The 23,106-nt window shown below is 41.8% G+C and carries 22 protein-coding genes; 8 read left to right on the forward strand and 14 right to left on the reverse strand.

The features are described from left to right. Position 1 precedes the first annotated feature (1 nt). Together BM291_RS15140 and thrA are read right to left on the reverse strand one after the other, a co-directional pair. On the reverse strand, positions 2-940 hold the full coding sequence (locus BM291_RS15140) for a homoserine kinase (protein WP_175499721.1): 939 nt from the start codon (positions 938-940) through the stop codon (positions 2-4). Next, positions 940-3,390: a bifunctional aspartate kinase/homoserine dehydrogenase I gene (gene thrA, locus BM291_RS15145; protein WP_092898923.1), complete on the reverse strand. Its 2,451-nt coding sequence runs from the start codon at positions 3,388-3,390 to the stop codon at positions 940-942. The genes BM291_RS15140 and thrA overlap by 1 nt, the downstream gene beginning before the upstream one ends. Positions 3,391-3,810: 420 nt before the next feature. Between thrA and BM291_RS15150 the strand changes: the two genes are divergently transcribed. Then, a complete protein-coding gene (locus BM291_RS15150) occupies positions 3,811-4,233 on the forward strand; it encodes an META domain-containing protein (protein ID WP_092898925.1) in 423 nt (140 codons plus the stop codon). A gap of 7 nt (positions 4,234-4,240) precedes the next feature. Here the strand turns inward: BM291_RS15150 and BM291_RS15155 are convergent, their stop codons facing one another. Genes BM291_RS15155 through BM291_RS15165 form a run of 3 tightly spaced genes read right to left on the reverse strand, consistent with a single transcriptional unit; the run spans position 4,241 to position 5,855 of the window. Next, a complete protein-coding gene (locus BM291_RS15155; protein ID WP_092898927.1) occupies positions 4,241-4,696 on the reverse strand; it encodes a hypothetical protein in 456 nt (151 codons plus the stop codon). Between the two features lie 6 nt (positions 4,697-4,702). Next, positions 4,703-5,155 carry a nuclear transport factor 2 family protein gene (locus BM291_RS15160; protein ID WP_175499722.1) on the reverse strand — a complete coding sequence of 151 codons (453 nt, stop codon included), beginning with the start codon at positions 5,153-5,155 and terminating at the stop codon, positions 4,703-4,705. A gap of 22 nt (positions 5,156-5,177) precedes the next feature. After that, a complete protein-coding gene (locus BM291_RS15165; RefSeq protein WP_092898931.1) occupies positions 5,178-5,855 on the reverse strand; it encodes an SDR family NAD(P)-dependent oxidoreductase in 678 nt (225 codons plus the stop codon). 59 nt (positions 5,856-5,914) lie between these two features. Between BM291_RS15165 and BM291_RS15170 the strand changes: the two genes are divergently transcribed. From BM291_RS15170 to BM291_RS15200, 7 genes are all read left to right on the forward strand, one after another. Further along, positions 5,915-6,808 carry a mechanosensitive ion channel family protein gene (locus BM291_RS15170; RefSeq protein ID WP_092898933.1) on the forward strand — a complete coding sequence of 298 codons (894 nt, stop codon included), beginning with the start codon at positions 5,915-5,917 and terminating at the stop codon, positions 6,806-6,808. Continuing rightward, positions 6,789-7,127 (forward strand): MGMT family protein, encoded by a 339-nt coding sequence (locus BM291_RS15175; protein WP_092898935.1) that lies wholly within the window; start codon positions 6,789-6,791, stop codon positions 7,125-7,127. The genes BM291_RS15170 and BM291_RS15175 overlap by 20 nt, the downstream gene beginning before the upstream one ends. 233 nt (positions 7,128-7,360) lie before the next feature. Further along, on the forward strand, positions 7,361-11,647 hold the full coding sequence (gene dnaE / locus BM291_RS15180; protein WP_092898937.1) for a DNA polymerase III subunit alpha: 4,287 nt from the start codon (positions 7,361-7,363) through the stop codon (positions 11,645-11,647). Between the two features lie 166 nt (positions 11,648-11,813). Continuing rightward, a complete protein-coding gene (trxA, locus tag BM291_RS15185) occupies positions 11,814-12,134 on the forward strand; it encodes a thioredoxin (RefSeq protein WP_092898939.1) in 321 nt (106 codons plus the stop codon). A 66-nt stretch (positions 12,135-12,200) separates the two neighbouring features. Next, a complete protein-coding gene (gene mnmH / locus BM291_RS15190; RefSeq protein WP_092898941.1) occupies positions 12,201-13,256 on the forward strand; it encodes a tRNA 2-selenouridine(34) synthase MnmH in 1,056 nt (351 codons plus the stop codon). Further along, complete coding sequence (gene selD, locus BM291_RS15195) at positions 13,228-14,271, forward strand: selenide, water dikinase SelD (protein ID WP_092899094.1); 1,044 nt, start codon at positions 13,228-13,230, stop codon at positions 14,269-14,271. The genes mnmH and selD overlap by 29 nt, the downstream gene beginning before the upstream one ends. 44 nt (positions 14,272-14,315) lie before the next feature. After that, positions 14,316-15,227, forward strand: a complete 912-nt coding sequence (locus tag BM291_RS15200) for a TolB family protein (protein WP_092898943.1) — start codon at positions 14,316-14,318, stop codon at positions 15,225-15,227. A gap of 1 nt (position 15,228) precedes the next feature. On the opposite strand, the gene BM291_RS15205 is transcribed toward BM291_RS15200, so the two are convergent. The 9 genes from BM291_RS15205 to cmk form a co-directional block, all read right to left on the reverse strand. Beyond that, entirely contained in the window at positions 15,229-15,783 is a 555-nt protein-coding gene (locus tag BM291_RS15205) for a DUF502 domain-containing protein (protein ID WP_092898945.1), read from the reverse strand. An 86-nt stretch (positions 15,784-15,869) separates the two neighbouring features. Continuing rightward, complete coding sequence (locus BM291_RS15210) at positions 15,870-16,499, reverse strand: 3-keto-disaccharide hydrolase (protein ID WP_092898947.1); 630 nt, start codon at positions 16,497-16,499, stop codon at positions 15,870-15,872. Positions 16,500-16,635: 136 nt separating this feature from the next. Further along, the gene (nqrE, locus tag BM291_RS15215) at positions 16,636-17,247 is read right to left on the reverse strand and encodes an NADH:ubiquinone reductase (Na(+)-transporting) subunit E (RefSeq protein WP_092898949.1); all 612 of its coding nucleotides are present in this window, start codon (positions 17,245-17,247) and stop codon (positions 16,636-16,638) included. Positions 17,248-17,261: 14 nt separating this feature from the next. Then, complete coding sequence (locus BM291_RS15220) at positions 17,262-17,945, reverse strand: NADH:ubiquinone reductase (Na(+)-transporting) subunit D (protein ID WP_092898951.1); 684 nt, start codon at positions 17,943-17,945, stop codon at positions 17,262-17,264. A 30-nt stretch (positions 17,946-17,975) separates the two neighbouring features. After that, complete coding sequence (gene nqrC / locus BM291_RS15225; protein WP_092898953.1) at positions 17,976-18,740, reverse strand: NADH:ubiquinone reductase (Na(+)-transporting) subunit C; 765 nt, start codon at positions 18,738-18,740, stop codon at positions 17,976-17,978. Next, the gene (locus tag BM291_RS15230) at positions 18,727-19,944 is read right to left on the reverse strand and encodes an NADH:ubiquinone reductase (Na(+)-transporting) subunit B (protein ID WP_092898955.1); all 1,218 of its coding nucleotides are present in this window, start codon (positions 19,942-19,944) and stop codon (positions 18,727-18,729) included. The genes nqrC and BM291_RS15230 overlap by 14 nt, the downstream gene beginning before the upstream one ends. 5 nt (positions 19,945-19,949) lie before the next feature. Next, entirely contained in the window at positions 19,950-21,302 is a 1,353-nt protein-coding gene (locus tag BM291_RS15235) for a Na(+)-translocating NADH-quinone reductase subunit A (RefSeq protein ID WP_092898957.1), read from the reverse strand. Between the two features lie 134 nt (positions 21,303-21,436). Next, positions 21,437-22,333, reverse strand: coding sequence for a 4-hydroxy-3-methylbut-2-enyl diphosphate reductase (locus BM291_RS15240; protein WP_092898959.1), 897 nt, complete (start codon positions 22,331-22,333; stop codon positions 21,437-21,439). Beyond that, positions 22,317-23,021, reverse strand: coding sequence for a (d)CMP kinase (gene cmk / locus BM291_RS15245; protein WP_092898961.1), 705 nt, complete (start codon positions 23,019-23,021; stop codon positions 22,317-22,319). The genes BM291_RS15240 and cmk overlap by 17 nt, the downstream gene beginning before the upstream one ends. Positions 23,022-23,106: the final 85 nt, after the last annotated feature.

A 23,106-nucleotide genomic window follows, 5' to 3' on the forward strand; every position in this document is an offset into this window, starting at 1 on the left:
CTTATTTTTCTTCGATGACGTAAGCGCCTCGTGTATTGATTTCAGAGAAATACACATCCACCCCCAAACCAATTTTTGAAAACATTTCTTTACCTGCTTCACCTACAGCTTCAGCTGTTTCTTTTCCCCTAGAAAGGGCGAAAAGCGTGGGACCTGAACCAGAAATCCCCATACCCAATGCGCCAGCCGCCTTCAAAGCTTCTCTTACTTCGTAAAACCCTGGAAGCAAAACTGCACGGTAAGGCTCAGCAATAACATCCCGAAGTGATCTGGAAATCAATTCAAAATCACTTTCATAAAGCCCAGCTATCAAGCCAGCGACATTTCCAGACTGGATCGTCGCATGCTTCATTGGAATCTGATCTCTAAGCACCGACCTAGAATCTGCCGTTTTCAACTCATAATGAGGGTGTAATAACGTGCAATAAAGACCATTAGGTACCGGAAGTTTGATTACATCCAAGGGATGATAGTCTCTTACCAAAACAAAGCCTCCCAGTAAACTTGGGGCTACATTGTCTGCATGACCAGCTCCACAAGCTACTTTCTCAGCAGCTATCGCAAAAGGCAACAAATCTTTTTTCTCAAATGGATCGCCCAAAAGTCTGTTTGCGGCAGCTAATGCCGCAACAGCACTTGCTGCACTTGAACCCATTCCCGAACCCAAAGGAAGACCTTTGGTCAGGTAAATATTCATCCCAACGTTGGAATCTAATTCATCCAGCATTGCCTGAATGGCAACAGCACAGGTATTTTTCTCAGCTTCAAGAGGAAGTTTCCCGCCGTCTCCTTCTATAGAAACGACAACTAATCCAGGCTCATCTTTCAGAACCAGCTCTACAGTATCGCCCATTGCATCAATCGCGAATCCAAGGATATCAAATCCACAGGACACATTCGCGACAGTTGCCGGGGCATAAGCTTTGACAGAGCTCAACATTATTCTCTAGTATAGTTACCGATACGAATCACATCTGCAAATACACCTGCTGCAGTTACATCTGCACCAGCACCAGGACCTCTGATGATCATAGGTCTATCACGATATCTTTCCGTAGTCAGAAGAATCATGTTATCACTACCTCCCAAACCACTGAATGGATGTGCAAGAGGAAGTGAATTCAAGCCAACTTTAGCTTTACCATTCTCCAACGTCGCCATGAAGCGTAATTTCTCGCCTTTAGCTTCAGCAGTTTTCAGCATTTCAGCAAAGTCTATATCGTGAGTTCTCAGCACTTCAAAAAACTCAGGAACCGAACCTAAATCCTGGCAATCCTCAGGAACCATGCTTTGGATCTCTATAGAATCAAATTCCAAATCTTGCTCAGCCTCACGACCCAAAATCAGAATTTTTCTCGCCACATCCATGCCACTCAAATCATCTCTTGGATCTGGTTCGGTAAAGCCCAATTCCTTAGCTTTTTTCACGACCTCTGAGAAAGGATCTCCTTTTTCTAATTCGGAGAAAATATAATTCATGGAGCCAGAAAGTACCGCTTCTATACGGATTACTTTGTCTCCACTTAGCATCAAATCTTGTAAGGTATTGATCACCGGAAGACCTGCCGCCACATTGGTTTCGTAAAGGAATTTCACTCCACGTTTTTTAGCCAACTTCTTCAATGCTCTATACTGCTCCATAGAGCCTGAATTGGCTTTTTTATTAGGCGTAACAATCGCAACCTTCGCTTCTAGAATTTTAGTGTACAATTCTGCCACATCCTGACTTGCAGTACAATCCACAAATACAGAATTGGAGAAATTCATCTCTTCCATAGTTTTGATGAATTTGCTGAGGTCAGTTTTGGTGTCCGACTCGGTCAGTTCATATGGATTGGATAGGTCAAAGCCATCCTCATGGAAAGCCATGTATCGGCTATTTGCCATTCCGTGAATCTGGATGTCCAGCTCATTTTCTCCACGCAATTTCTGCTGCTGATTGGTAATCATTTTAATCAATGCCTGCCCAATCAAACCAACTCCCACTAAGAACACGTGAAGCACTTTGTTTTCTGAAAGGAAAAATGCCTCATGAAGCGCATTCAGAGCTTTCTGCAGGTCTGGCTGAGGAATAACCGCTGAAATATTTAATTCCGAGCTTCCTTGCGCAATAGCACCTACGTTAATGTTATTTCTTCCCAATGCACGAAACATTCGTCCTGAAGCTCCCGGGTTATGCTTCATATTTTCACCTACTACAGCTACAGTAGCCAAGTCATGCAACAAGATTACTTCGTCCATTTCACCAGACTTGATTTCGTAGAAAAACTCCTTTTCCACTGCCTCCTTAGCCAGATAAGACTCATGAGTTTTGATCGCCAAACAAAGGCTGTGCTCTGAAGAAGCCTGAGAAATCAATAGAATATTAACTCTTGCTTCTGCCAATGCTTTGAATACACGACTTGTACCAACTACAGAATCCAGCATTCCTGCTCCTTGCACAGTGACAATCGAAACATTTTGAATAGAGCTAATTCCTTTGATCAACGCTCCAGGACTTACTTCTCCATTGATTAGCGTACCTGGATTTTCTGGTTCAAAAGTGTTTTTAATATAAATCGGGATGCTTTTGCGCATCGCAGGTTGCATGGTGGCTGGGAAAATTACTTTTGCCCCGAAATGCGAAAGCTCCATCGCCTCGTTGTAGCTCAACTGAGGAATAGTGAAAGCAGTATAAACCAACTTTGGATCTGAAGTTAGTACACCAGAAACATCTGTCCAGATTTCAAGATTTTCTGCATCCAAAGCTGCCGCAAAAATAGCCGCAGTATAATCTGATCCAGATCTTCCAAGCGTGGTAGTCTCTCCTTTGGCAGTAGAAGCAATGAATCCTGTGATCACTTTGATCCCATCATGCTTCGCAAAATAATTTTTGATAGCTGTATTAGTAACTTCGAAATCAACTTTGGCCTGACCAAATCGATCATTAGTACGAATCACCTCACGGGCATCGAGAAACTGAGTTTTGAAACCATGTCCCTGCATAGACTCAGCGAGGATAAATGCCGCCAGTCTTTCTCCGAAACTCGCCACATAATCAAGCGTGCGGGGAGAATTTTCTTTGATCAGGTAGATACCATGAAAAAGGTCTTCAAGTTCTTTGAACCTAACTTTCACGAAAGTCATCACAGTTGACTGGCTCTGCACTGAAATCAGTTGACGTACGATTGTCAAGTGCTTTTCTTCAAGAGTTTGAAGCACTTCACGATACGCCTCATCCCCTTCTCTAGCTAGCTGAGCAATCTTCAACAAACTCTCCGTGACTCCACCAAAAGCCGAAAAAACAATCGCTACTTCATGCTCTTTGAGTTTATTCTTAATTATGGAGAAAACTCGCTGTATATTTTCTGGGTTCGCTACGGATGAGCCACCGAACTTGATGATTTTCATAAACTATTACTGAGAATTAATTACTGGGAAATTAATATAGGCCTATTAAAAGGCCACGGGGGCGGGTACTTTATAAATTGCGACGGGATCAACCCGTAATCGTGGTACCCATCCATGTCGTCATAGAAAAAATGGTGCAGGCTCTCGCTTCCATTGCTGGAAGTACATTTAGGTCGGACGAGATTTTTACTGCAAATACCATAACTGGACAATTGACAGGACAATCTTACTGCCAAAATTTCTATTAGCCAAACAATCCATTAGAGTTTTTTGAAAAAAACCGAAACTCTGTTAGAAATACCTCAACAATTTCACCAAAAACTGAGAATTGAGTATAATCATTGTCCATCTCCTCAAAAGACAAAATTGAATTTGGAATCAAATCCCTTAAATTAGGTAAGCATCTAAACACTTAAACTAATGAGAGTTCTGAAAACCCTATCAGCTGCATTAATACTTTTGCTTTTCGTTAGCTGCGGAAGCTCAAAGTCAATAAATCCCCTGAACCTATTGACTGGAAATAGCTGGGCCCTTTCCTCAATTATGGGACATGGACTTGATATGAATCAATTCGTTGGAGGCATCCCTTCTCTAAGTTTTCTGGACGGAGGTAAACTCGCAGGATTCTCTGGCTGCAATAATTTCTCGGGCAATTTCTTGCTGGAAGGCACAGGAATTCAGCTTGACCCAGGAGCAATGACAAAAAAGATGTGCCCTGGTTCAGGAGAACAGGATTTCATTTCTACTTTGAGCAAAGTCGGGGAACTGAAAGTAGGAAAAGACAAACTCATCCTACTCGATGGTACCACCGAGTTGATGAGTTTTGTCCCGAAGAAAAATTAAGTAGTGGTTATTGTAATTCTGTAATCGTGATAGATTTTCCTCGGAAATCTATTTGATCATCTTTTTTATGCCCCACCAAAATTTCGCCAAGAGGAGAATTTTTGCTTAGCATAAATAGCTTTTGACCATCTACAGTTACTTGTCCCAAGCTGATTGATATCAAATATTTATCTGCTCCAACTTGAACCAAGCTACCTTCCTGAACAGTGGGAGACGGTTCCTTGATAGCCTGAAATCTACACAGTTCATCAAATTCAAAATTCGCTTGCTTGAGTTGATTCTCCACTGTCATGAGATCACGAGACATCGTTTCTCTGCCCGTCTCAAACTTATCTCCGGCACTGCTTTTAGTATCCTCTAAAATCCCATCATTGATCGCCTTTCGTTCGGTCTTCAATAGATTGATTTTCTCTTTTACCTGCGCGATCGCAGTCTGGTAAATTTTTTCTTTAAACGTATTCATAAATTATCAAGAGCAGCCGTCTTTTCGGCGAGTATCGATGATGTAAACAATTTTCCAGCCTTCGGCCATTTTTACTAATTGAAAGGAATTCACGCCGCAATGGCTGAATTGGTCATTAAAATAGAACTCATAGGGCGTCCAGGCTGTAGCCATTGGCCCATCAATATTGATTTTGTAGTCGGTAATTCTCTCGTCAAGCTTTGCTTCCACAGGAAGATTACCTATTCCCTTGACGAAATCAGCAACTGAACCTGCTTTTACCTCTCCAGCTTCACCAGTGGTTTCGATAGTCTGCATGATAGCATTCTCTGAGAAAACAGCAGCAATCTGACCTGCATCTTTAGCTCTCATTCCGTCAAAAAGAGATTCGATTACAGCTTTCACCGCTTCTTCTTCAGTCTGAGAAAAAGCTGGAATTGCCAACATCAAGGCTAGTAACGACAGAAAAAGAGACTTCATTTTCATAAGATTAACTTATAACTTAAACTTCACCATAAAGTTTGAATGTCATATTTCGAAGTGCATGGGTATTGACAGCATAATGCATTGCTTCAGCAATTTCATCCGCACGAACCCATTTGCTGAAATCAGCATCTGGCATAGATTCTCGGTTTGGAGGAGTGTCTATAATACTTGGCACAAATACATGTGATCTAATAGGGGTATTCTTGGTTTCTTCTCCCACTATTTCCGCAAGTGAAATGACCAATTTTTTACTCAAAGAATAGGCCAACGTTTCACTGGCATCTTCTATTTGCAAAGCAGGTCTAGCACCTACAAAAAGGAAAGTCCCTTTGCCTTGCTTTTTCATAACAGGCAAAAAGCCTTTTACTAAGTGGAATGCTGAGAAAAAATTCAATGTGAACATTTTCTCCAGATCAGCTTGACTTGTATCGGCTATCCCGCCCATGGCAAATCCGCCGACTAAGAAAGCCAAGGCATCTACATCTCCATATTGCAAGTGATATTCTTTGATAAATTCACCAACTGCTTTTTCATCAGTCACATCCACTTCATACGAGTCATCAGCCTCTTCTACCTCAATGTTCTTTCCAGGATGAAGAAGAGCTATAATGTGATAACCTTCACGCTTGAACTTCTCAACAACTGCTGAACCCAAATTTCCTCCTGCGCCTGTGATAATGATATTTCTGCCCATACTACTCCGAAATTCTTTCTGATATTTGTTAAAATTAGGCTTAATTTTTCAAAAACGACATGAATCAACTCAAAAGCATCATCAAGAGTCAGGAAAACAAGCGTAGAAGGAACTTCCTTTTTAAGCTTTGTTTACTGATAATTCTGATCGTAGGTTTTGAATCAAACACCTGGCTCACACCTTTTTTTGAACGCTATGTAATATTAGCCAATGTGGTTCGTGCCTTGATTTTCCTTCTTAGTGGCAATCTTATCATCTCCCTGGCCAGGATCATTACGCTTCAGTTTTATCTCAAAAGGACGGAGGAATCTCGAGTGCAACCCAACTTCGTGATTGGTATTGATCGCCTAGCTACTTTGCTAAATATGATCGTCATTTTGGTGACTTTCATGTTGCTTTTCGGTGTCGAACCATTAAAATTCCTTACCAGCATCACCATAGTAGCTGCAGCAATTGCTTTGCTTACCAAAGAGTACATCACCAATATTGTGAATGGCTTGATCATCATGTTTTCGGATCAGTTAGAGATCGGGGATAAGATTCTGATTGGAAAAAATGTAGGTTTTATTAGAGATATCACGCTGATCAATATGGTGCTGAAAAGTGAAACAGGTGAGATTATCATCGTTCCCAACACGCTTGCTCTTACTTCTGAAGTGGTGAACTACTCCAAGAATAATTCTCATCAGATGATCTTTGATTCGGAACTACCTTTCTATTCAAAACTTCAATTGCATGAACTAGAAACTCAGCTCAATAACTCTTTATCTGAATTTTCAGAGCTTATCTACATAGAGGGAGCCCAATTGAATGTGATCGAGAGAAAGCCGGAAAGCATTATTGTCCGCTATCAATTTCCAATTAAGTCAGGCGAAAAGGCTACTGAAGTCAACGTGAGGAAAGTAATCAATCAAGAACTTATCAACTGGTCAAATGAAACCCGAAAAGCCTAATTACTTCGATCTGGTGTATCAAGTCGTCCGATTAATCCCAAGCGGAAGAGTGACCAATTACGGTGCGATTGCTCATTATTTGGGAATAAAAAGCGGTGCCAGAATGGTGGGCTATGCGATGAACGCGGCACATACCATGACGGATGTTCCCGCTCATCGGGTTGTAAATAGCCAAGGATTATTGACAGGGAAAGGTCATTTCTCCACTCCCACTGAGATGCAGGAACTCTTGGAAAAAGAAGGAGTAAAAATTGAAAAAGACAAAGTGCAGAACTTTGAGAATGTATTCTGGAATCCAGATGAGGAACTGGCGCTTTGATAGATTAATAACACAATACATAAAGCGCTATTCTTAATTGCACCTAAAGTCTTTTGTTGAAATCAGCAAGTTTTCAATTCCTATTAGGTATTAATTCTATTTCCTCAAAGATTAAAAGTCTATCCCTTAAGGCACTTTTACTTGATCGGTAAAAATCCCCGACAATTACCTCCGCATCACTTGTCTCCTTTCGGAGATTAGCGGTAATTTGAAGTCTCAATTCCCCAAGCTGTATGTATTTAATTTTTGATACCGAGACCACCGGCCTTCCCCGCGATTACAATGCTCCCATGTCTGATGTGGACAACTGGCCTAGGCTAGTACAACTCGCATGGCAACTGCATGATTCTAAGGGAAATCTGATTTCCAATCATAATTACATCATCCGGCCAGAAGGATTTACCATTCCATACAATGCTGAGAAAGTTCACGGGATTTCTACCAAGCGTGCCTTAGCCGAAGGTCATGACCTAAAGCAAATCCTCGGCATATTCGAAGGAGATGTCCAGAAAGCTACTTATCTGGTGGGTCATAATGTGGAGTTTGATGTCAATGTAACAGGTTCGGAATATTACCGAGCGGAAGCGACGATGCCATTGACGGCAAAGCAGCTGGACACCAAGGACATTTCCACAGATTTCTGTGCACTTCCTGGTGGTCGAGGAGGCAAATTCAAATGGCCAACACTTACTGAGCTTCACCAAAAACTTTTCGGAAAAGGCTTCGGCGATGCCCATGATGCTGCCTATGATGTGGACGCTACGGCTCGCTGTTTCTTTGGACTGATCACGCAAGGAGTGCAAGCTCCCGTAGATGGAATCACAATTCAAGAAGTAATCTATGAAGCTCCAGAGCTGGAAGAAGCCAACTTTGCGCAAGCAAAAGACACGCAGAAATCCGCAGCAAAAGATGTACTGAAGCAAGCTGGTAAAGCAGACATATCTGACCTTAAAGACGTTCCTTTCACACACTTACACGTTCATAGCCAGTACTCTGTACTCCAGGCTACTTGTGAGATTCCAGCTATGATTGCTCGCGCAAAAGAATTGGGGATGCCTGCTATTGCGATGACTGATCATGGCAATATGATGGGCGCTTTTCACTTCGTGAAGGAAGCTTTAGCTAAAGACATCAAGCCGATTTTGGGATGTGAATTTAACCTCTGTCGGGATCGAAAAAACAAATCAAGCAAAGACGATGGCTACCAAACCGTCCTCTTAGCAAAGAATAAAGCAGGCTATCATAACCTTGCGAAACTAGCCTCCTACGCCAATATTGAGGGGTTCTATTATTTACCTCGTATTGATAAAGAACTTTTGGTTCAATACAAAGGTGATTTGATCGCTACGACTGGCGGACTGTGGGGAGAGATTCCATTCCTTATTTTGAACGTCGGTGATACCCAAGCAGAGGAAGCTTTTGTCTGGTACAAGGAGCAATTCGGAGAGGACTTTTACGTAGAGCTAAACCGTCACGGAGTTCCTGAGGAAGAGAAAGTAAATGAAGTGCTGCTGGAGTTTGCCAAGAAATACGATGTGAAGTATTTCGCAGCGAACAACTCCTACTACAGCCTGAAATCAGATGCTAAAGCACACGACGTGTTGCTTTGTGTGAAAGACGGTGAGCTGTACGACAAGCCGAAAAAGTACATAGGAAAGCGTGGTCGTGAATTTCGCTACGGTTTTCCTAATGATGAATTCTACATCAAAACTCCCGATGAGATGAAAAAGCTCTTCGCGGATATGCCAGAAGCCATCGAGTGTACTAATGAGATTACGCAGAAAATTGAGACCTATAAACTCGCAAGAGAGGTACTTCTTCCGGCATTTGAAATCCCTGAAGAATTCAAACATGCCGAAGATGAAGTAGATGGTGGAAAACGTGGAGAAAATGCTTTCCTAAGACACCTTACTTATGAAGGAGCGAAGAAACGTTACAAAGAAATCACTCCTGAAATCCAAGAGCGATTAGACTTTGAACTCGCCACTATCCAAAACACCGGATACCCTGGTTACTTCTTGATCGTTCAGGATTTCATCGTTGAGGCGAGGAGAATGGGAGTTTCTGTAGGACCAGGTCGTGGATCTGCTGCAGGTTCTGCTGTTGCCTATTGCACAAGTATCACGAACATTGATCCAATCGCATACAATCTGCTTTTTGAGAGATTCCTAAATCCGGATCGAGTATCACTCCCCGATATTGATATTGACTTTGACGATGAAGGTCGACAAAGCGTCATTGATTATGTAATCAAGAAATACGGTTCTAATCAAGTAGCCCAGATCATTACCTATGGTACCATGGCGGCGAAATCTGCCATTCGAGATACCGCGAGAGTACTAAATCTTCCCCTTGCAGAAGCTGGAAGATTGGCCAATTTGGTGCCTGACATCAAATTGAAAGCACTTTTTGGCTTGGCTGGAAATAGAGCTGCTCTTTCTGAAAAGCTGAAAGGTCAGGGTGAATTGATTGCAAAGGCGGACGAGCTTATCCGAATTTCCAAAGGTCAGGATGAATCTGCCAAAACAATCAATCAAGCAACCATGCTCGAGGGATCTGTTAGAAACCTTGGAATTCACGCCTGTGGTGTGATCATCACTCCTGCTGATATTACCAATTATGTGCCTGTTGCATTAGCAAAGGATTCCGACATGGTTTGCACACAGTTCGATAACTCAGTCGTAGAATCAGCTGGTCTGTTGAAGATGGACTTTTTGGGTCTAAAAACTCTGACGCTTATCAAAACTGCCATCAGAATTGTAAAAGAAAGACACGGTATCGAGCTAGATGCGGATCATTTCCCGATTGATGATGTGAAGACGTACGAGCTTTTCCAACGAGGTGAGACAGTCGGTATTTTCCAGTATGAATCTGCCGGGATGCAGAAATACATGCGGGAACTGAAGCCTACTGTTTTTGCCGATTTGATTGCCATGAACGCCTTGTATCGCCCAGGACCATTGGCTTACATTCCTTCTTTTATCAAGAGAAAACATGGAACAGAGCCAATCGAATACGATCTGGACGACATGCAGGAATACTTGGAGGAAACCTACGGAATTACGGTTTACCAAGAGCAAGTGATGCTTTTATCGCAGAAACTCGCAGGATTCACCAAAGGTGAGGCGGATGTTTTGCGTAAAGCGATGGGTAAAAAGCAAAAGGATGTTCTGGATAAGATGAAGCCTAAATTCGTCGAACAGGCTTCTGCCAAGGGTCATGATGCAAAGAAACTTTCGAAGATCTGGACTGACTGGGAAGCATTTGCCTCCTATGCATTTAACAAATCCCACTCAACTTGCTATGCTTGGATTGCCTATCAAACGGCTTATCTAAAAGCGCATTATCCTGCGGAATATCTTGCTTCTGTACTAAGCAATAACATGAATGACATCACCCAAGTGACGTTTTTCATGGAAGAATGTAAGCGAGCTGGAATCCCAGTTTTGGGACCAGACGTGAACGAATCCAAAAATGGATTTACCGTAAATGCAGCTGGAGAAATCCGATTTGGGATGGCGGCAATCAAAGGCGCAGGTTCTGCTGCCGTAAATGCGATTATTGAGGAACGGGAGAAAAATGGTCCTTATAAAAACATTTTTGAGTTTGCGAAGCGTGTAAGTTCTAAAGCGCTCAATAAGAAAACTATGGAAGCTCTGGCTATGGCTGGTGGCTTTGATTGCTTTCCACCACATCATAGAAGACAATATTTGGAAGCTGCCGACAATGATTTGAACCTAATAGAAAAGGCAACCAAATACGCTCAGAAAGTACAGCAAGAAGAAGACAGCAATCAGGTGAGCCTTTTCGGAGGAGGAGCTGGAAACATGGAGGTTCCACTTCCGACCATCGCGCCCATGGAGCCTTTCACACAGTTACAGCAATTGAATATCGAGAAAGAAGTTGTTGGACTTTACATTTCAGGCCATCCGCTCGATCAGTTTAGATTAGAGATAGAATCGTTCACCAATGCTACTTTGCCTGATTTGAATGACTTGGAAGGCTTGAGAAATCGTACAGATATCAAATTGGCTGGATCAGTTTCGACTTTTGCACATCGAACCACCAAAAACGGAAAACCATTCGGAACGCTGACCTTGGAAGATTATCAGGGAGCTTTTACCTTCTTCCTATTTGGAGATGACTACGTGAAGTTCAAAGAGTACTTTATGCCAGGATGGTTTTTGTTCATCAGTGGAACGGTAGCAGGCAAACGTTGGGCAGAGAACGAGCTTGAATTCAAAATCGCCAACATTACGCTACTCGATGAGATCCGTGGCAAAATGGTGAAGGGCCTTCGAGTAAATATTGATCTGGATGATCTCACGATGGATTTGATGGATAAATTGCAGGCAATAACGGAGAAATATAAGGGCGATGCTAAGCTGTATTTTGATGTGATAGATCGCAAGGAAAATATAGCTTTGGAGCTTTTCTCGCAAAGATTTTCTATTAATCCTAGTTCAGAAATGATCAAGGAACTGAAGGAAATCCCTGAGGTAGTATATCGTGTGGTTTAATTAAACTTGAAACTCTTCTGGTCCAAGCTGGTCAACCGAAGCGGTTTAGTCATAGTTTTTATCAATTCCGAATAGACAAAAAAATTTAATCACTCGGAACTTATTAATACGCTATTGGCTTTTGGTCATATATTTGAAATCTCAGCAATCAAAAACCAAACATACAATGTCAAAAGCAATAGAAATTACTGACGCAAACTTTGAAGAAATCATCAAATCTGAGCAGCCAATCCTTGTGGATTTTTGGGCAGAGTGGTGTGGCCCTTGTAAAATGATCGGTCCCGTAGTGGAAGAATTAGCTGGTGATTATGACGGCAAAGCCATTATCGGTAAAGTGGATGTGGATGCAAATCCTGGTGTAGCGCAAGCTTTCGGTATCAGATCAATCCCTACCCTTCTATTCTTCAAAGGTGGCGAAATCGTGGACAAGCAGGTTGGAGCAGTTCCAAAATCTGTTTTATCCCAAAAACTAGATGCTCAACTTTAATTAGTTGACTATATTACATTCAGAGCCGCAAGGAATTCCTTGCGGCTTTTTTTATCTTCAAACTTTATGGCGGAGCAATTAATTTCTTTATCTGAATTTTGGAGTTTGCGGGATCATTTCCCTTTGATCGATGCGCGCAGTGAAGGAGAATTTGAACAAAGCCAAATCCCTGGGTCCATCAACATCCCAATTCTGAATAATCCGGAAAGGGTGGTGGTAGGCACGCTCTATAAAGAAAAAGGATCAGAAGAAGCTACAATTAAAGGTTTCGAATTGGTCGGCCCGCGATTTCACTTAATTCTAAAAGATGTTTTAAAGCTATTCCCGCAGAAAAAAGTAATTATCTACTGTTGGCGCGGAGGAATGCGAAGCCAAATACTATCCTGGCTGCTAACCATGGTAGGTTTCGAAGTTTATCGTCTGAAGGGCGGATACAAGACTTACAGGACCTATAGCTTTGACTTGGTCAGAAAAGACTGGAACCTGCTAGTGTTAGGAGGAAAAACTGGAACCGGTAAAACGAGATTGCTACAAAAACTTCAGGAAGTTGGTGAACAAATCATCGACTTGGAAGGATTGGCAAATCACAAAGGATCTTCCTTTGGATCAATCGGACAACCCGCTCAACCTACTGTAGAGCAATTTGAAAACATATTCGCAGAAGCTTTGCGCAAGCAAAATCCAGCAAAATCAATCTGGATAGAAAATGAAAGTCGGAAAATCGGTCGATTGATACTTCCTGATAAATTCTACCATCAAATGCTGGCTGCACCGCTAATAGATATTTTAAAAACTGATCAAGAGCGGATCGATTTGATTGCTGAAGAATATGCTTGTTTACCTACTGATGAATTAATCCTCGCGGTATTACGTCTCAAAAAACGTCTCGGTGGTTTACGAACTTCACAGGCAATAGTAGCAATCGTAGAAGGAAATCATTCGGATTGGATCTCTAACATGCTGATCTACTACGACAAGGCTTATACGTTTGACTTGGATAAGCATGCCGAAGGTAAAACAATCCAATTAGACCTCTCTGGAATCGATCCAGACTCATCCATCAAAAAACTACTCGATGCAAAAACCAAATTCAATGGAAAACATACCAACACGACTGACTGAATGGAGTGAAGGCTCCGGCTGTGGTTGCAAGATCGCACCAGCCATCCTTGATCAGATCTTATCGGCAAGCGGTTCTTTTTCACAAAATGACCCCAAGCTTTTGGTTGGAAATTCTCATAAAGATGATGCTGCAGTTTATCAGGTGTCTGAAGATTTGGCAATGATCAATACGGTAGATTTTTTCACCCCAATCGTAGATGACCCTTTTGATTTTGGGAGGATCGCTGCTGCAAATGCACTTTCGGATGTTTATGCAATGGGCGGTAAGCCAATTTTCGCTAATGCTATACTAAGCTGGCCTGTGGAAAAACTTTCTCCTGACCTTGCTGCAAAGGTAATGGAAGGTGCAAAGACCATTTGCAAAGCTGCAGGAATCGAGCTAGCCGGAGGACATTCTATCGCTGCCAAAGACCCTATTTTTGGGCTATCGGTAAATGGTATTATCCACCCTCATAAAATCAAAACTAACAACGGAGCGAAGTCTGGAGATATCATTTACCTGACTAAGCCACTTGGGGTAGGCGTATTGGCGACAGCACTGAAGCGTCAAAAGATTACGGACAAAGACTATCTGAGTTTAATAGACACAGCATGCAGATTGAATTCGATTGGAGAAGTTATTGGCAATCATGAGGAAGTTCACGCCATGACTGATGTCACTGGGTTTGGCTTACTAGGTCACTTGATAGAAATGTGCGAAGGATCAGGTCTATCCGCTGAAATAAACCTCCTGAAACTTCCTATGATCGAAGGAGTACAGGAATACATCAACCAGTTTATTTTCCCCGACAACACTTACCGAAATTGGAACGCTTATAGCGCAAAGACAAAAGGTGTGGTAGGAATGGACTTGGTAAAACTTTGTGATCCTCAAACTAGCGGAGGATTAATGCTTGCTGTAGACCCTGAAAACAAAGCTTGGTTTGAAGATTCTATGAAGCAGCAAAATCAAGTACTATGGGAAATTGGTCGCTTCATTGAAAGAAATGAACAGGTGGTGGAAGTTTTGCAATAAGTTTATTTACAGTTGCTTATCTTGATAGGACAATCAAACCTATCATGCAAAACCTAAAAAACATTTTCGCACTATTCTTTCTACTCTTTTCTTCCACGCTTTATGCCCAGCAGGCACCTGAAGGAACCTCCAGTGAGCTAGTAATCCTCAATGTAAAGACTGGAGTACAGAAAACCATATTGAAAGAAGTCCGACATTTCGAAGCACCAAATTGGTCGCGAGATGGAAAATACTTACTGATCAATTCTGGAGGACAGCTTGAGAAAGTAGATTTTGACGGCAACAAACTAGAACAAATTCTGCCTGATAAAATCTCCCGCGCAAATAATGATCATGGATTGAGTTTCGATGGGAAACTTCTTGTGATCAGCAAAAGTGATCAAGGTTTTGGCTCTCGCATTTATACCGTTCCACTGGCTGGAGGTGAACCAAAGTTAATCACTCCAGCTCATCCCAGCTACTGGCATGGAATCAGTCCAGACGGGAAGACCCTGGTTTATTGCGCTGAGCGGAATGGTCTGTGGGATATTTACTCCATTCCTACAGTTGGCGGAGCAGAGAAAAGACTTACTGATGCTGAAGGCTTAGATGATGGTCCAGAATACTCCTATGACGGTAAATGGATCTATTTCAATTCTAACCGAACAGGAAGAATGCATGCTTATCGCATGAAGCCTGACGGAACTGGAGCCGAACAACTCACCAATGATGCGCTTGACAATTGGTTTCCACATCCATCTCCAGACAATAAATCAGCAGTGATTATTTCCTACTTAGAGGATCAAAAAGGATCTCATCCTTTTGGCAAAGACGTTAAACTTCGCTTGCTGAATGTGGAGACAAAAGAAATAAAAGACTTAACAAAAGTCTTCTACGGTGGTCAAGGCACAATCAACGTGCACAGCTGGTCTCCAGACGGTGAATGGATTGCTTTTGTGAGGTATCACAAGCCCTAATCTACATTAGTGGAGAAACACCACCTGACACCATGAATTTCATCACGTCGGAGCTTTTCACCCCTATTAGCGGCGTTACTTTGTCTTTGGGAACCAAGAACACGTTTCCAGAGACGTTGTAGCTATGCGGGAAATAAACGGCAACCATATCAGGCTCACCTACGATAGACATGTCCTCCTGAGTGATAAAGCCTAATCGAATAAAAGTTTCGCTGAGCTGTACTTTCACAGGGGATGAGAATTTCTTTTTGTCTCCCACAAAAGCACCCATCAGATCTTTGATACTAGTGTAGATCAGATTTACTAGAGGAATCTTGATCAAGCCTCGTTCAAACCACTCAAAAATAGGTTGGGCAAAGAACAGACTAGCTAAATATCCAACGAAGGTGATTAATGCCAACACCATGACAATACCGATCCCTGGTAATGGCACTGGAATTAGATTATCAAGAAAAAGGATAGTTTGATAGATAATATAGAGAGTTACTACTACTGGAGTGACAAATAGAAGACCTCTAAGGAAATAGGAAATGATGCGCTTGTATGTAAATGCCATGGATGTAAAAGGAAAATCCTGATTATTACTCAATAATAATCAGGATTTATACTTGAAGATACTTTTCAGTCTATTTTTCTCTCAGATTAATCTGGAAGGATTTTCACTTTAACACTTTTGTAATAGATTACTGACTTAGGATCATGAGCTTGGAGAGCGATAGTGCCATGATCTGCTTTTTTAGTACCTAGACCATCTTTACGGTTTTCATCTTTAGACTGATCATATACATTGACAGTTTCTCCGTTGATTTTCACAGTGACCACATCACCTTGAACGATGATATGCTCTGTGTACCATTCTTCATCTTTTACAAACACCTCTTTCACATCTTGAAAAGAATATACGCTACCAGTTTTTCTCCAGTCCGTATGGCTTTGATTTACTTGGATTTCATAGCCAACACTTGGCCAGCCATCTTCTTGGTACTGAGTATGAACAAAAATCCCTGAATTAGCTCCAGGCATAGTCTTCACTTCCACTATCACTTCGAAATTATTGAAGTCATGATTTGCTACATCTCCCATGTAAAACGCATGCCCACGCGGCCCTGCGACTTTAATCACTCCATCTTCCACTTGGAAAGATTTAGAATCTTCAGAGATTTTCCAGCCATCCAAGTTTTTACCGTTGAAGAGCTCTATCCAGTCACCATTTTGGGCTGAAACTGAAAATGTAAGTGCTAAAAAGCAGCAGAATGTTAATAGGGTTTTCATAGGAGAGAGGTTTATTGAATAATAAGTTTACAAGGTAAAAGTTACTAGGTAATTGATTAAAATCAATTACCACTAAAAACAAAAGCTCTGAGATACGATCTCAGAGCTTTCAAATATATTCTTGAACTGAATGTGATTACAAATCAATACCCATAAAGGACATAAATGCCATTCCCATCAAACCGGTCAAAAGCATGGTAATACCCAAGCCTTTCAAGCCATTTGGAACATGTGAATATTTCAATTTCTCACGGATAGCAGCTAAAGCTACGATAGCAAGACAAAAGCCTGTGCCTGAACCGAAGCCGTAAACAGCAGATTCAGCCAGCGTGTAATCTCTCTGAGCCATAAAAAGTGACCCACCTAGAATAGCACAGTTTACAGCGATCAAAGGGAGAAAGATACCCAACGCTCCGTAAAGTGCTGGAGCAAATTTCTCAACCACCATCTCTACCAACTGAACCATAGCAGCGATAATAGCGATGAACATGATGAATCTCAAGAATGAAAGATCAATATCAGCCAAGCCAGCATTAACCCATGACAAAGCACCTTCTTTCAATACATATTCATTCAGCATCCAGTTTACTGGAACTGTCACAGTCAATACAAAGATTACTGCTGCACCAAGACCAATCGCTGTACTTACTTTTTTGGAAACGGCCAAGAAAGAACACATCCCAAGGAAGTAAGCGAAAATCATATTGTCGATAAAGATCGACCGAATACCTAAGTTAAATAAATCCATTTCTTCAGTTGGTTTTAGTGTTCGACATAACCCGTTTTGGTACGCTGTACCCAAATGATCAATCCGAGGATGATAAATGCACCCACAGGAGATACCATTAGGCCGTTAGTAGCCAATTTGAAATCAGGACCGAATAAGCTTGAGATAGATTCGTAAACAGGAAGTCCAAAGACGGCACCAGAACCAAGCAATTCTCTAAAGAATGCAACGGCAAGGATAATCCAAGAATAACCCAAAGCAGATCCAAAACCATCCAACACTGAATCATACGGCTTATTACCCAAAGCAAATGCTTCAAGTCTACCCATTACGATACAGTTGGTGATAATCAATCCAACGAATACAGAAAGTTCTTTGTACATGTCGTAAGCAAATGCTTTCAACACTTCACTTACCAAAGTCACCAACGTAGCAACTACAGCAAGCTGTACAATAATTCTCACACGACTAGGAATAGTATTTCTCATAAGAGAAATCACCAAGTTAGACATCACTACCACGAAAATAACCGAGATAGCCATTACCAAGGTTGGTTTCATCTGAGTCGTTACCGCCAATGCTGAACAAATACCAAGTACCTGAATGGTAATTGGGTTTTCGTCCACCAGAGGATCAGAGACTAATTTTTTTCGGCGTTTTGAGAGTAAAGCCTCAGCGGGCTTTGTCGCAATCGCTTTTTCTACAGTTTCAGCACTCATGTTTATAGAATTCTTGAGTTGATAGTTCGATTAAAGTACAGCTACAGCAGTAGATGACTTTTTATTTTCAATGTATGCCTTATAATAGCCAAGATAATTTTGGAGCATATTATTTACTCCTTTGGCAGTAATAGTAGCACCAGACATTCCGTCGACTGAATGAGGATCATCAGAATAATCTTTGCCTTCACCCTTTTGCATCTCTATTGCTACAAGATCCCCAGATTCGTCAAAAATCGTTTTCCCTTCATATCTCGCCTGAACTCCCGGTTCGGTAATCCTAGCTCCTAGACCTGGAGTTTCACCCGCGTGAGCTAGTGTGATACCTCCTACAGTATTCATATCTGTATCTAGAGAAATATATCCCCAAATCGCATCCCAAAGACCTGCGCCATAAAGAGGCAACACGTAATTAGCTACATCATCAGGATTTCCGTCGCTATGGAACATATAGACTGGATACAATCTTTCGTCAGCAGACTTCTTGTAATTCTTAGCAATGTCAACAGTTTCTGCAGTCACAGCTACGCCGTTTTGCTCTGTTACTACTTTACCATTGATATCTACTACCACAGAAGCAATTCTATTGTTATAGTACTCATTAACTTCTTGAGGAGTCATAGCAGCGATCTCTTCACCAGGAATAACTGCTCCCAAGATCTGCTTCTTGTTATCCAAGGCAATTGCCTCTTTCTGCATAGGGCCTAGCAGCTGCGAGGTACCAGAAAGAAGTAATCCCAATACTACCGTCAAGATGACGGAGAATGTAATAATATAAGTGTTAGACTGTTGCACGTTGTAACCTCCTTGTTTTATTTGCCTTAACTACATAATAATCGATCAATGGAGCGAACACGTTCATAAACAGAACTGCAAGCATGATTCCCTCAGGATATGCTGGGTTGGTCACTCGTATGATCACAGTAAGGAATCCGATCAAAAGACCATAAATCCATTTACCAGTTTCAGTTTGCGCTGCAGACACCGGATCAGTTGCCATGAAGACAATACCAAATGCCAAGCCGCCCATCACCCAGTGATACTGAGGAGGCAATGCCATGTATTCATTTACTGCAAAAAGATTCATTACAAATCCCATGATGTAAGCTCCTGCAAAACCAGAAACGATAATTTTCCAGCTAGCTACGCCAGTTCCGATCAAGATCAACGCTCCAACCAAAGCCATCAAGGTAGATGTCTCTCCGATTGAACCAGGAATCCATCCAATGAACAAGTTTGCAAATTCATATAATCCAGATCCAAGCACTGTGTTGTGACCAGCTAAGGCATCCACGGCTGATTGGGTTCCTTCAACTCCTGCATTGTAAACTACTGAAAGCGCTGTAGCTCCAGAGAAGCCATCAACTGGCATTTTATCTCCTAAGTAAGTCCAAACCTGATCACCAGAAATCTGTGCAGGATATGCGAAATACAAGAATGCTCTAGCAGTCATAGCGACGTTAAGCACGTTCATACCAGTACCACCGAATACTTCTTTTGCGATCACTACTGCAAAAACAGTAGCCAAAGCTACTTGCCACAATGGGGTAGTAGCAGGCACTACCAAAGGAATTAGCATCCCTGTTACCAGGAAGCCTTCGTTGATTGGGTGCTTACGAACCACTGCGAAAATTGCTTCAACAATACCACCAGCCGTATAAGCTACCAGTACGATAGGAAGAACAAGCATAACACCTATCCATGTTTTATCACCAAAATTCTCCCAAAGACCTGCAGTACCGCCTGTCGCCAACAAATGCTGATGACCTGTGTTATAAATACCGAAAAGCAAACAAGGGATCATGGCGATTACCACCGTGATCATCATTCGCTTCAAATCAATAGCATCTTTTACCTGTGCTCCTTTGATACCTGTAGTATGCTTAGGGCTAAACATAAATGTCTCCCCTGCCTCAAACGCGTAATATAGACTTTCAAGCTTGCCACCTTTTTCGAAAAGTGGCTTCTGCTTGTCCAATAAATCTCTTAGAAACTTCATATGGATTAACTGTATTGGATTAATTCAATTCCTTTTCTCACCAACTCCTGCACAGGATGCTTCGACACATCCACAAACTCACAAAGAGCTAAATCTTCTTCCACGATCTCATAGATCCCCAATTCTTCGATTTCGTCAAAATCTTCAGCCATGATAGCTTTCAAAAGATAAACTGGAAGAATATCCATTGGAGTAACTGATTCAAAAACACCAGTTTGAACGAAAGCTCTTTCTTCTCCTCTACCGTTAGAATCCAAAACGAACTCTTTCTTTGGAGTAAGGAAGGAAAGCAAACCTAATGCTCTGTGGTAGCTCAATCTAGTGGTAGGCTTTGCCCAACCCATAAATTCATAGTAATCTCCTTCAGGGATGACCGTGATTTGATTGTGATAAAACCCCAGGAAACCTTCCAAAGAGATTTTCTCACCTGTAAGCACGTTTCCAGAAACTACTCTTACGTGACCAGAATTAAGATTCCCTTTCACAAAAGTAGAAACAGAAGCTCCACTGTAAGTCTTTACATAAGCGGCTTTGGTCAATTCAGATCCGGTAACTGCGATAACTTTAGAAGCATCGTAAATACCTTCCAGTATGAATTTACCAATCTGAACTACTCCGGTAGGAGAAACAGTCCAAGCTATTTCGCCTTTGTTGATAGGATCTAAATGGTGTATCTGCACACCTACGTTACCCGCAGGGTGTGGACCTGAGAACTTGTTCACTTGTGCGCCTTTCAAATCTGAAAAAACCGCTGGAACAGCCTTAGAACCATCTACGTTCAAGTGAACTTTGCCACTTGTCAGTTTAGCCAAAGCCTCAATACCCGCTTGAAGATATTTCCCTTGCCCTTCCAATGCAAAAGCATAGTCAGGAGCCAAAGGATGCGTATCAAAAGCAGAAATGAAGATACTCTTTGGAGTATCTGCTGGATTTGCAACAATACCGAAAGGTCTTTGGATGATATTTGGCCAAACACCACTAGCTGCCAGTTTAGCTGCTAAAGCATCTCTATCCAGAGAAGCGATATCAACTTGACCAAACTGCTCGTGAATGATGGTCGCATCTGCCAAAATCTTGACTTCAAGCAACTTACGACGATCTCCTCTCTTTATCTCGACAACTTTGCCGGAAACAGGAGCCGCATAAATCACTTGATCCAATGCTTTATCGATCAGGATTGGAGTACCTGCCTTTACGGTATCTCCTTCATTGACAAGTACTTTAGGGCGCTGGAGCCCAATAAAGTCTGTCGGCTTAATTGCGAAGGTTTGCGCCGGGGCGAAATCAGCCAGCTCTTGCTTAGCCTTTCCCACCATATTGATGTCAAAACCTTTCTTAAGCTTCACTATTTTAGACATATCTGTTTTTGAACTATGAGCTTTTGAAAAACGCCCCAAATCTAATAAATAACCTTTTTAATCTGAGCGTATATGAACTTTAATGTTTGAACTTTTGGAAGAATGGCTTCCTATGTTTTTAATACATCCTATTTTTAGACTGAAAGCACTCCTTCTTCGAGTGATTCCACGTATGTCTTCACTTGCTCCATCAACCACATTGGGGTAGAAGTTGCACCGCAAATCCCTACTTTTTCATCTTTTTGAAACCAATCAGTATTTATTTCTGTCTCATTTTCTATGAAGTAGCTTCTTTCATTTTGCCCAAGACAAACTTGATAAAGCGCTTTGCCATTGGAGCTCTTCTTGCCTGACACGAATAAGATCACATCATTTTCCAGAGAAAAACGCTCCAATTGTGGTTCACGATTCGAGACCTGACGGCAAATAGAATCATTTGCGTTGAAAGTCTCCCTGCTCAGTTCTTGCTTAGCTGCTTGGATCCGCTCTTCTATTTTCTGAGAAATTGCATAAAACCCCTTAGTACTTTTCGTGGTCTGACTGAAAAGCGTTACTGGTCTGGTATAATCTATCTTATCCAAATCAGAGTCTTCCATCACCACAATAGCTTTTTCCAAAGTCTGTCCAGTCAAGCCAATTACTTCCGCATGGCCTTTTTTGCCGTAAATAACAATCTGACCCTCTTCTCGCTCCATCTTATCAAAAGCCGTCTTCACTCTATGCTGAAGCTTCAATACTACTGGACAAGAAGCGTCAATCAACTCTATATTATTTTCTATGGCAGTTCTGTAGGTCTCAGGCGGTTCTCCATGGGCACGAATCAACACCTTGCAATCACGCAATTCTGACAACTGCTCCCGATCGATCACCACCAAACCCTTTGCGCTGAGGCGAGAAACCTCCATATCATTGTGCACTATATCACCCAGGCAATACAGCTGATCGCTTTGCTCCATCTCATCCTCTGCCATTTTGATGGCAAATTCTACTCCGAAGCAATACCCAGAGTTTTTATCAATGCTTACCTGCATAGCTCTCTTGTTTATCAATGATTTGTCTTGCTGCGTGGACAATCTTTCCCACTTGCTCCGCAAAGGTAATATTACTGGTATCTACCTCCACAGCATCTGGCATTTTCTTTAGAGGACTTTCTGCACGGGAAGAATCCACTCGATCCCGCTCTGCGAGATTGGTTCTGATATCCTCCAGATCAACTAGCTCGCCTTTTTCCAAAAGCTCCTCTTGCCTTCTAACAGCTCGGGTATCCAAATCCGCAGTCATAAATACTTTCAGATCCGCATTAGGAAAAACCACTGAACCAATATCCCTACCGTCCATGACTACTCCTTTTTTCTTTCCTAGGCGTTGCTGTTGAGCTACCAACTCTTTTCTGATACCCGCGATAGTTGCGATTTCAGATACTTTATTAGAAATACGCATGGTGCGAATTTCATTTTCCACATTCAATCCATTCAGATAAGTCTCTTGCTTGAGCGTATCTGGATTAAGGTGAAAAGAAATTTCTAGTGATTTTAGCCCCTTTTCCACATCATGTGGATTGGCTGGAGAAAGGAAGTTGTTCAAAAAGTGTAGAGTCGCCGCTCTATACATGGCTCCGGAATCGATGTAAGTATATCCCAAATCCTTTGCAACTGCTTTGGCCGTGGAACTCTTGCCACATCCCGAATATCCATCAATGGCGATGACGATTTTATTCATTCAAAAAACCCGCTTGATTCGTTTTTTTATTACTGCGCAAATATAGTAGTTTTAATCTAAACCTATCCCCAACACATGGAAACGA

The sequence above is a fragment of the Algoriphagus aquimarinus genome (assembly GCF_900112005.1).
Taxonomy (GTDB): Bacteria; Bacteroidota; Bacteroidia; order Cytophagales; family Cyclobacteriaceae; genus Algoriphagus; species Algoriphagus aquimarinus.

Bases quoted from the DNA above. Each gene is read 5' to 3' on its own strand.
- BM291_RS15150 (WP_092898925.1), top strand. From the start codon at position 3,811: ATGAGAGTTCTGAAAACCCTATCAGCTGCATTAATACTTTTGCTTTTC.
- BM291_RS15205 (WP_092898945.1), bottom strand. From the start codon at position 15,783: ATGGCATTTACATACAAGCGCATCATTTCCTATTTCCTTAGAGGTCTT.
- mnmH (WP_092898941.1), top strand. From the start codon at position 12,201: ATGGCGGAGCAATTAATTTCTTTATCTGAATTTTGGAGTTTGCGGGAT.
- BM291_RS15140 (WP_175499721.1), bottom strand. From the start codon at position 940: ATGTTGAGCTCTGTCAAAGCTTATGCCCCGGCAACTGTCGCGAATGTG.
- BM291_RS15210 (WP_092898947.1), bottom strand. From the start codon at position 16,499: ATGAAAACCCTATTAACATTCTGCTGCTTTTTAGCACTTACATTTTCA.
- nqrE (WP_092898949.1), bottom strand. From the start codon at position 17,247: ATGGATTTATTTAACTTAGGTATTCGGTCGATCTTTATCGACAATATG.
- BM291_RS15220 (WP_092898951.1), bottom strand. From the start codon at position 17,945: ATGAGTGCTGAAACTGTAGAAAAAGCGATTGCGACAAAGCCCGCTGAG.
- BM291_RS15155 (WP_092898927.1), bottom strand. From the start codon at position 4,696: ATGAATACGTTTAAAGAAAAAATTTACCAGACTGCGATCGCGCAGGTA.
- cmk (WP_092898961.1), bottom strand. From the start codon at position 23,021: ATGAATAAAATCGTCATCGCCATTGATGGATATTCGGGATGTGGCAAG.
- selD (WP_092899094.1), top strand. From the start codon at position 13,228: ATGGAAAACATACCAACACGACTGACTGAATGGAGTGAAGGCTCCGGC.
- BM291_RS15240 (WP_092898959.1), bottom strand. From the start codon at position 22,333: ATGCAGGTAAGCATTGATAAAAACTCTGGGTATTGCTTCGGAGTAGAA.
- BM291_RS15230 (WP_092898955.1), bottom strand. From the start codon at position 19,944: ATGAAGTTTCTAAGAGATTTATTGGACAAGCAGAAGCCACTTTTCGAA.
- BM291_RS15165 (WP_092898931.1), bottom strand. From the start codon at position 5,855: ATGGGCAGAAATATCATTATCACAGGCGCAGGAGGAAATTTGGGTTCA.
- BM291_RS15235 (WP_092898957.1), bottom strand. From the start codon at position 21,302: ATGTCTAAAATAGTGAAGCTTAAGAAAGGTTTTGACATCAATATGGTG.
- BM291_RS15200 (WP_092898943.1), top strand. From the start codon at position 14,316: ATGCAAAACCTAAAAAACATTTTCGCACTATTCTTTCTACTCTTTTCT.
- BM291_RS15170 (WP_092898933.1), top strand. From the start codon at position 5,915: ATGAATCAACTCAAAAGCATCATCAAGAGTCAGGAAAACAAGCGTAGA.
- BM291_RS15160 (WP_175499722.1), bottom strand. From the start codon at position 5,155: ATGAAGTCTCTTTTTCTGTCGTTACTAGCCTTGATGTTGGCAATTCCA.
- trxA (WP_092898939.1), top strand. From the start codon at position 11,814: ATGTCAAAAGCAATAGAAATTACTGACGCAAACTTTGAAGAAATCATC.
- BM291_RS15175 (WP_092898935.1), top strand. From the start codon at position 6,789: ATGAAACCCGAAAAGCCTAATTACTTCGATCTGGTGTATCAAGTCGTC.
- dnaE (WP_092898937.1), top strand. From the start codon at position 7,361: ATGTATTTAATTTTTGATACCGAGACCACCGGCCTTCCCCGCGATTAC.
- thrA (WP_092898923.1), bottom strand. From the start codon at position 3,390: ATGAAAATCATCAAGTTCGGTGGCTCATCCGTAGCGAACCCAGAAAAT.